The sequence below is a fragment of the Streptomyces carpinensis genome (genome assembly GCF_002154505.1).
Classification (GTDB): Bacteria; Actinomycetota; Actinomycetes; order Streptomycetales; family Streptomycetaceae; genus Streptomyces; species Streptomyces carpinensis.
Genome location: NZ_MUBM01000414.1, coordinates 1 through 5,627, shown reverse-complemented (window position 1 = coordinate 5,627; position 5,627 = coordinate 1). Strand labels below are relative to the sequence as shown.

The following is a 5,627-nucleotide window of genomic DNA, read 5'->3' as shown; positions in this document are numbered from 1 at the left end:
GGAGACGGCCGGTGGCGGTGGGGGCGGCGCGCGGGGGGACACCGCAGGTGGCCGGGTGGGCGACACCGCGGGCGACGTGGTCCGGTGGGCCGCCTTCAGCTGCGCCCTCGTGCCGGTGGTGCTGCTCTGGTACGGCACCTCGCCGGCCGGCGCCACCGGCACCGCCCTGGGGCTGGCGGCCGTCACCGGGGCCTGCCGCGTCCTGCTGCGCCAGTCGGAGCGCGGGGCCGCCCGGCTGCTCGCCGAGGAGCGCGTCCCGCACCGCGGCCGCCACCAGCGCACGGGCACGGGAGCCCACCGGGGCGGCCGTCACTCCGGGGGAACGACTCCGGTCAACTGACCGGTTTCCGCGCACGCGCCCGTATCTTTTCAGCCAACTTCTCGAACTCGTGCATCACCCGCCCGAGGTACCCCCCAACCCCCGTTCGACCTGCACCGGAAGGGCCTCGGGGACCCTGCGCACCCTACGGGGATTGGCCACTGCGACGAGGCGCACTTCCCTGCACGCCTCCCGAGTGCAACGCTTCGTGATCGAATGCTTCACGCCAAGTTGCCATGTCGACAATGTGCCGGGTGTCGAACTGGTCACCGCGGCACGGCGGGACGCAGTAGATTCGATCTTGACTGTCTTACGGCGGGGGACTCGTGCAGGACCGAGGGGAAACGTGCAGGAGCGACACAACCGAGGAGCCGCGACCACCGAGGGGGGCTTAGCAGTATGAGCCACGACTCCACTGCCGCGCCGGAAACCGCGGCCCGGAAGCTTTCCGGGCGACGCCGCAAGGAGATCGTCGCGGTGCTGCTGTTCAGCGGCGGCCCCATCTTCGAGAGTTCCATACCGCTTTCGGTGTTCGGGATAGACCGCCAGGACGCCGGAGTGCCGCGCTACCGCCTGCTGGTGGCGGCCGGCGAGGAGGGCCCGCTGCGGACCACAGGGGGCCTGGAACTCACCGCGCCACATGGCCTGGAGGCGATCTCGCGGGCGGGCACCGTCGTCGTGCCGGCCTGGCGCTCGATCACCTCTCCGCCACCGGAGGAGGCGCTCGACGCGCTGCGCCGGGCGCACGAGGAGGGCGCCCGCATCGTGGGCCTGTGCACCGGGGCCTTCGTCCTGGCCGCGGCGGGGCTGCTGGACGGCCGGCCGGCGACGACCCACTGGATGTACGCGCCGACGCTGGCCAAGCGCTACCCGTCGGTGCACGTCGACCCCAGAGAGCTGTTCGTCGACGACGGCGACGTGCTGACGTCGGCGGGCACGGCGGCCGGGATCGACCTGTGCCTGCACATCGTGCGCACGGACCACGGCAACGAGGCGGCCGGCGCGCTGGCCCGCCGTCTGGTGGTCCCGCCGCGCCGGAGCGGAGGTCAGGAGCGCTACCTGGACAGGTCTTTACCGGAGGAGATCGGCGCCGACCCGCTCGCCGAGGTCGTCGCCTGGGCGCTGGAGCACCTCCACGAGCAGTTCGACGTGGAGACGCTGGCGGCCCGTGCGTACATGAGCCGTCGTACGTTCGACCGCCGCTTCCGCTCGCTCACCGGGAGCGCGCCGCTGCAGTGGCTGATCACGCAGCGGGTGCTCCAGGCGCAGCGCCTGCTGGAGACGTCGGACTACTCGGTGGACGAGGTGGCGGGCCGCTGCGGCTTCCGCTCCCCCGTGGCGCTGCGCGGCCACTTCCGGCGGCAGCTGGGGTCGTCCCCGGCCGCGTACCGGGCGGCGTACCGGGCGCGCAGACCGCAGGGCGAGCGTCCCGGGGACGGCGAGACGGGTCCGGCAGCGGCGAACGTGACCGGCGCCACGGGCGTGACCGCCCCGGCCGGCCCGGTCGGTGTCCCGCAGCCCTCGGGCCCGGCGCCCTCGTCCCTGCAGACCGAGGGTTCGGTACCGCACCAGTCCGCCCGCCGTCCTCCGGCCGCGCTGTCGGCGAGCCTGCCGGGACAGCGCAGCGGCGGCTGACGGACGGCTGAGGGACGGGCCGGGGTGGCGCAAGACCACCGCCCCGGACCGTCTCTGTCGCCGCACGGTCGGCCCGGCCCGCGGCGAGGCGCCGTAAGGTAAGACATATGAACGATCGCATGGTGTGGATCGACTGCGAGATGACCGGCCTCTCGCTGTCCGACGACGCGCTCATCGAGGTGGCCGCCCTCGTCACCGACTCCGAGCTGAACGTGCTCGGCGAGGGAGTCGACATCGTCGTCCGCCCGCCGGACGCGGCGCTGGAGACGATGCCGGAGGTAGTGCGTCAGATGCACACCGCGTCCGGCCTGCTCGCGGAACTGGCCGGTGGCACGACACTGGAGGACGCCGAGGAGCAGGTCCTGGCGTACGTCCGCGAGCACGTGAAGGAGCCCGGCAAGGCGCCGCTGTGCGGGAACTCGGTCGGCACCGACCGCGGCTTCCTGCTGCGCGACATGCCGACGCTGGAGGGCTACCTGCACTACCGGATCGTCGACGTCTCCTCCATCAAGGAGCTGGCCCGCCGCTGGTACCCCAAGGCGTATTTCAACAGCCCGGAGAAGAACGGCAACCACCGCGCCCTCGCCGACATCCGCGAGTCCATCGCGGAGCTGCGCTACTACCGCGAGGCGGTCTTCGTCCCGCAGCCGGGCCCCGACTCCGACACCGCCAAGTCGATCGCCGCGAAGTACGTCATGCCTGCTCAGCGGGCGTGACGCAGGTCCGACCGGGTCCCGCGAAGGGGCGCCGCGAAACGCGTGCGCGAGCACCCCTTCGGACCCTGTACACTTTTTCTCGGCCGGTCGGGGAAACGACGAAAGTCAACCGCTGCCGGTCATGGTGGGTGTAGCTCAGCTGGTAGAGCACCTGGTTGTGGTCCAGGATGTCGCGGGTTCGAGTCCCGTCACTCACCCTGAGTGTTCAGCCGGTGACCCTGACGTAAGTCGAGGTCACCGGCTGACTCGTTTTCGGGAGCATCGGCCGCAGGCAGCCGGGCGTCCGGTGCCGCGCGCACTCGCGGGCCCGGTGCGCCGGTCGAGCCGCCGAAGGCGGCTGGGGCGCCGTAGGGTCGGCCGGCCCGGGTGCTCGGCGGGCCGGCCGGCGAGGGCCTACGACGAGGTGCGGACCACCAGTTCGGTGGCGAGCACCGCGTGCCGGCGTTCCAGGCCGTGCGGCCCCGGAGGGCGGCGGTCGGCGATCTCCGTCAGCAGCAGGTCGATCATCGCCCGGCCCATCTCCTCGATGGGCTGCCGGACGCTGGTCAGCGGCGGATCCATGTGGCGGGCGATGGCCGAGTCGTCGTAGCCGACCAGGGCCACGTCGTCCGGTATGCGGCGGCCCCGCTCGCGCAGCACCTGGCGGGCGCCGGCCGCCGTCACGTCCGATGCGGCGAAGACCGCGTCCACGTCCGGGGCGCGCTCCAGCAGACGCGTCATCCCCCGACGGCCGCCCTCCTCGGTGAAGTCGCCCGGTTCGATGAGGAGTTCGTCCACCGTGAGGCCCGCGTCCCGCAGGGCGTCGCGGTAGCCGTCCACGCGTCGCTGGGCGCCGTAGACGTCCGTGCGGCCGGTGATGTGGGCGATGCGGCGCCGGCCGCGCTTCAGCAGGTGCTCCACCGCCGAGCGCGCCCCGCCGTAGTTGTCGGAGTCCACCGAGGTCAGCGTCTCCGCCGCCGAGCGCGGGCCGCTGATCACGGCCGGGATCTCCAGCTGGGCCACCAGGTCGGGCAGCGGGTCGTCCGCGTGCACCGAGACCAGCAGCACCCCGTCCACGCGGTGCGCGGCCAGATACTGGGCCAGCCGGCGCCGTTCACGGTCTCCGCCCGCGAAGATAAGCAGCAACTGCATCTCGGTGTCGGACAGTTCGGCGCCGACGCCGCGCAGCATGTCGGAGAAGTACGGCTCCGCGAAGAACCGGGTCTCCGGCTCCGGGACGACCAGCGCGATCGAGTCCGTGCGGTTGGCGGCCAGGGCGCGCGCGGCGGTGTTGGGGACGTAGCCGAGTTCCGCGACCGCCGCCTCCACCGCGGCGCGGGTGGCGTCGCTGACCCGCGGCGAGCCGTTGATCACCCGGGACACCGTGCCGCGGCCCACGCCGGCCCGGGCAGCGACCTCCTCCAGGGTCGGCCGCCGGCCGCCCCGGCCCCGCCCACCGTTGACCGCCATAGTCGCCGCCTTCCGTTCGCAGCCGTCAGGCCAGGAATGTAACAGCACGGGGCCCGTGCGCCTCCGCCCCCATCGTCCCTCGCCCCCGCGGCTCCGCGGCCCCCTCGGGCCGCGGAGCCGCGACGGGGCGCGGCCCGCCTGTGCCGGCCGCGCCCCTCGGACCTGACGGTCAGCCCTCCGCCGCGCTACCGGGCGTTCGGCAGGACGTTGTTCCGGATCACCTCGGCGTACCAGTGGGCGCTCGCCTTGGGGATGCGGCGCTGGGTGGAGTAGTCGACGTAGACGGCGCCGAACCGCTTCGAGTAGCCGTAGGACCATTCGAAGTTGTCCAGCAGGGACCACAGGAAGTAGCCGCGCACGTCCGCCCCGTCGGCGACGGCCCGGCGGACGGCGTCCAGGTGGGCGTGCAGGTAGGCGATCCGCTGCGGGTCGTTGACCCGGCCCTCCGGGGAGACGTAGTCGTCGAAGGCGGCGCCGTTCTCGGTGACCATCAGCGGCAGCTGCGGGTGCGAGGCCGCCAGGCCGGTCAGCAGGGTGTGCAGCCCGTCGGCGTCGATGGCCCAGTTCATCGCCGTGAGGTCGTCGTTGGCGAGGTGGAAGGCGACGTCGTCGGAGCCGGTCCACGGCGAGTGGTCGCTCGCGCCGTGGCCGTCGTTCTTGGTGGTGGCGGTGCCCTCGATGGCCTGGGAGACCACGGTCGGCGAGTAGTAGTTGACGCCGAGCACGTCGATGGGGCGGGAGATCTCCGCCAGGTCGCCGTCGTGCACCAGCTGGTCCCAGTCCACAAGGTGCGCGGTGTCGGCGAGCAGGTCCTCGGGGTAGGCGCCGTCCAGGATGGGGCCGGTGAAGATCCGGTTGCCGACCGCGTCGATGCGGCGCGCGGCCTCGGCGTCGGCCGCGCTGTCGGTCAGCGGGCGCACCTGGTGCAGGTTGAGGGTGAGGGAGGTCTGCGCGGACGCCGGCAGGACCGAGCGCAGCGCCCCGACGGCCTGGCCGTGGGCCAGGTTGAGGTGGTGGGCGGCGCGCAGGGTGGCCGCCGGGTCGGTGCGGCCGGGCGCGTGCACGCCGGAGCCGTAGCCGAGGAAGGCGCTGCACCACGGTTCGTTGAGGGTGGTCCACACGCCGACCCGGTCGCCGAGGGCGCGGGCCATGATGTCGGCGTACTCGGCGAAGCGGTGCGCGGTGTCGCGGTGCGGCCAGCCGCCGGCGTCCTCCAGTTCCTGCGGCAGGTCCCAGTGGTACAGGGTGGCGACCGGGGTGATGCCCGCCTGAAGCAGCTCGTCGGTGAGCCGGCGGTAGAAGTCCAGGCCGCGCTGGACGGCGGGCCCGCGGCCGGTGGGCTGAACCCGCGACCAGGAGATGGAGAAACGGTACGCCTTGAGGCCGAGGTCCTTCATCAGCGCGACGTCGTCGCGGTACCGGTGGTAGTGGTCGGCAGCGATGTCACCGGTGTCACCGTTGCGGACCTTGCCGGGGGTGTGGCTGAAGGTGTCCCAGATGGAGGGGGT

Annotated in this window: 5 protein-coding genes and 1 tRNA gene; 4 read left to right on the top strand and 2 right to left on the bottom strand. The window is 73.0% G+C overall.

What is annotated here, in order from left to right; translation table 11 throughout:
* The first annotated feature begins 55 nt into the window (after window positions 1-55).
* From BZY54_RS41050 to BZY54_RS41035, 4 genes are all read left to right on the top strand, one after another.
* Window positions 56-340, top strand: a complete 285-nt coding sequence (locus BZY54_RS41050; protein WP_086730459.1) for a hypothetical protein — start codon at window positions 56-58, stop codon at window positions 338-340.
* A gap of 378 nt (window positions 341-718) precedes the next feature.
* Window positions 719-1,954 carry a helix-turn-helix domain-containing protein gene (locus tag BZY54_RS41045; RefSeq protein WP_086730458.1) on the top strand — a complete coding sequence of 412 codons (1,236 nt, stop codon included), beginning with the start codon at window positions 719-721 and terminating at the stop codon, window positions 1,952-1,954.
* Between the two features lie 107 nt (window positions 1,955-2,061).
* Window positions 2,062-2,670 (top strand): oligoribonuclease, encoded by a 609-nt coding sequence (orn, locus tag BZY54_RS41040; protein ID WP_086730457.1) that lies wholly within the window; start codon window positions 2,062-2,064, stop codon window positions 2,668-2,670.
* 124 nt (window positions 2,671-2,794) lie between these two features.
* A tRNA-His gene (locus BZY54_RS41035) sits at window positions 2,795-2,867 on the top strand.
* Window positions 2,868-3,063: 196 nt separating this feature from the next.
* On the opposite strand, the gene BZY54_RS41030 is transcribed toward BZY54_RS41035, so the two are convergent.
* A complete protein-coding gene (locus BZY54_RS41030; RefSeq protein WP_086730456.1) occupies window positions 3,064-4,119 on the bottom strand; it encodes a LacI family DNA-binding transcriptional regulator in 1,056 nt (351 codons plus the stop codon).
* A gap of 185 nt (window positions 4,120-4,304) precedes the next feature.
* A partial coding sequence (locus tag BZY54_RS41025; protein ID WP_086730455.1) for a GH1 family beta-glucosidase occupies window positions 4,305-5,627 on the bottom strand: 1,323 nt, incomplete at its 5' end.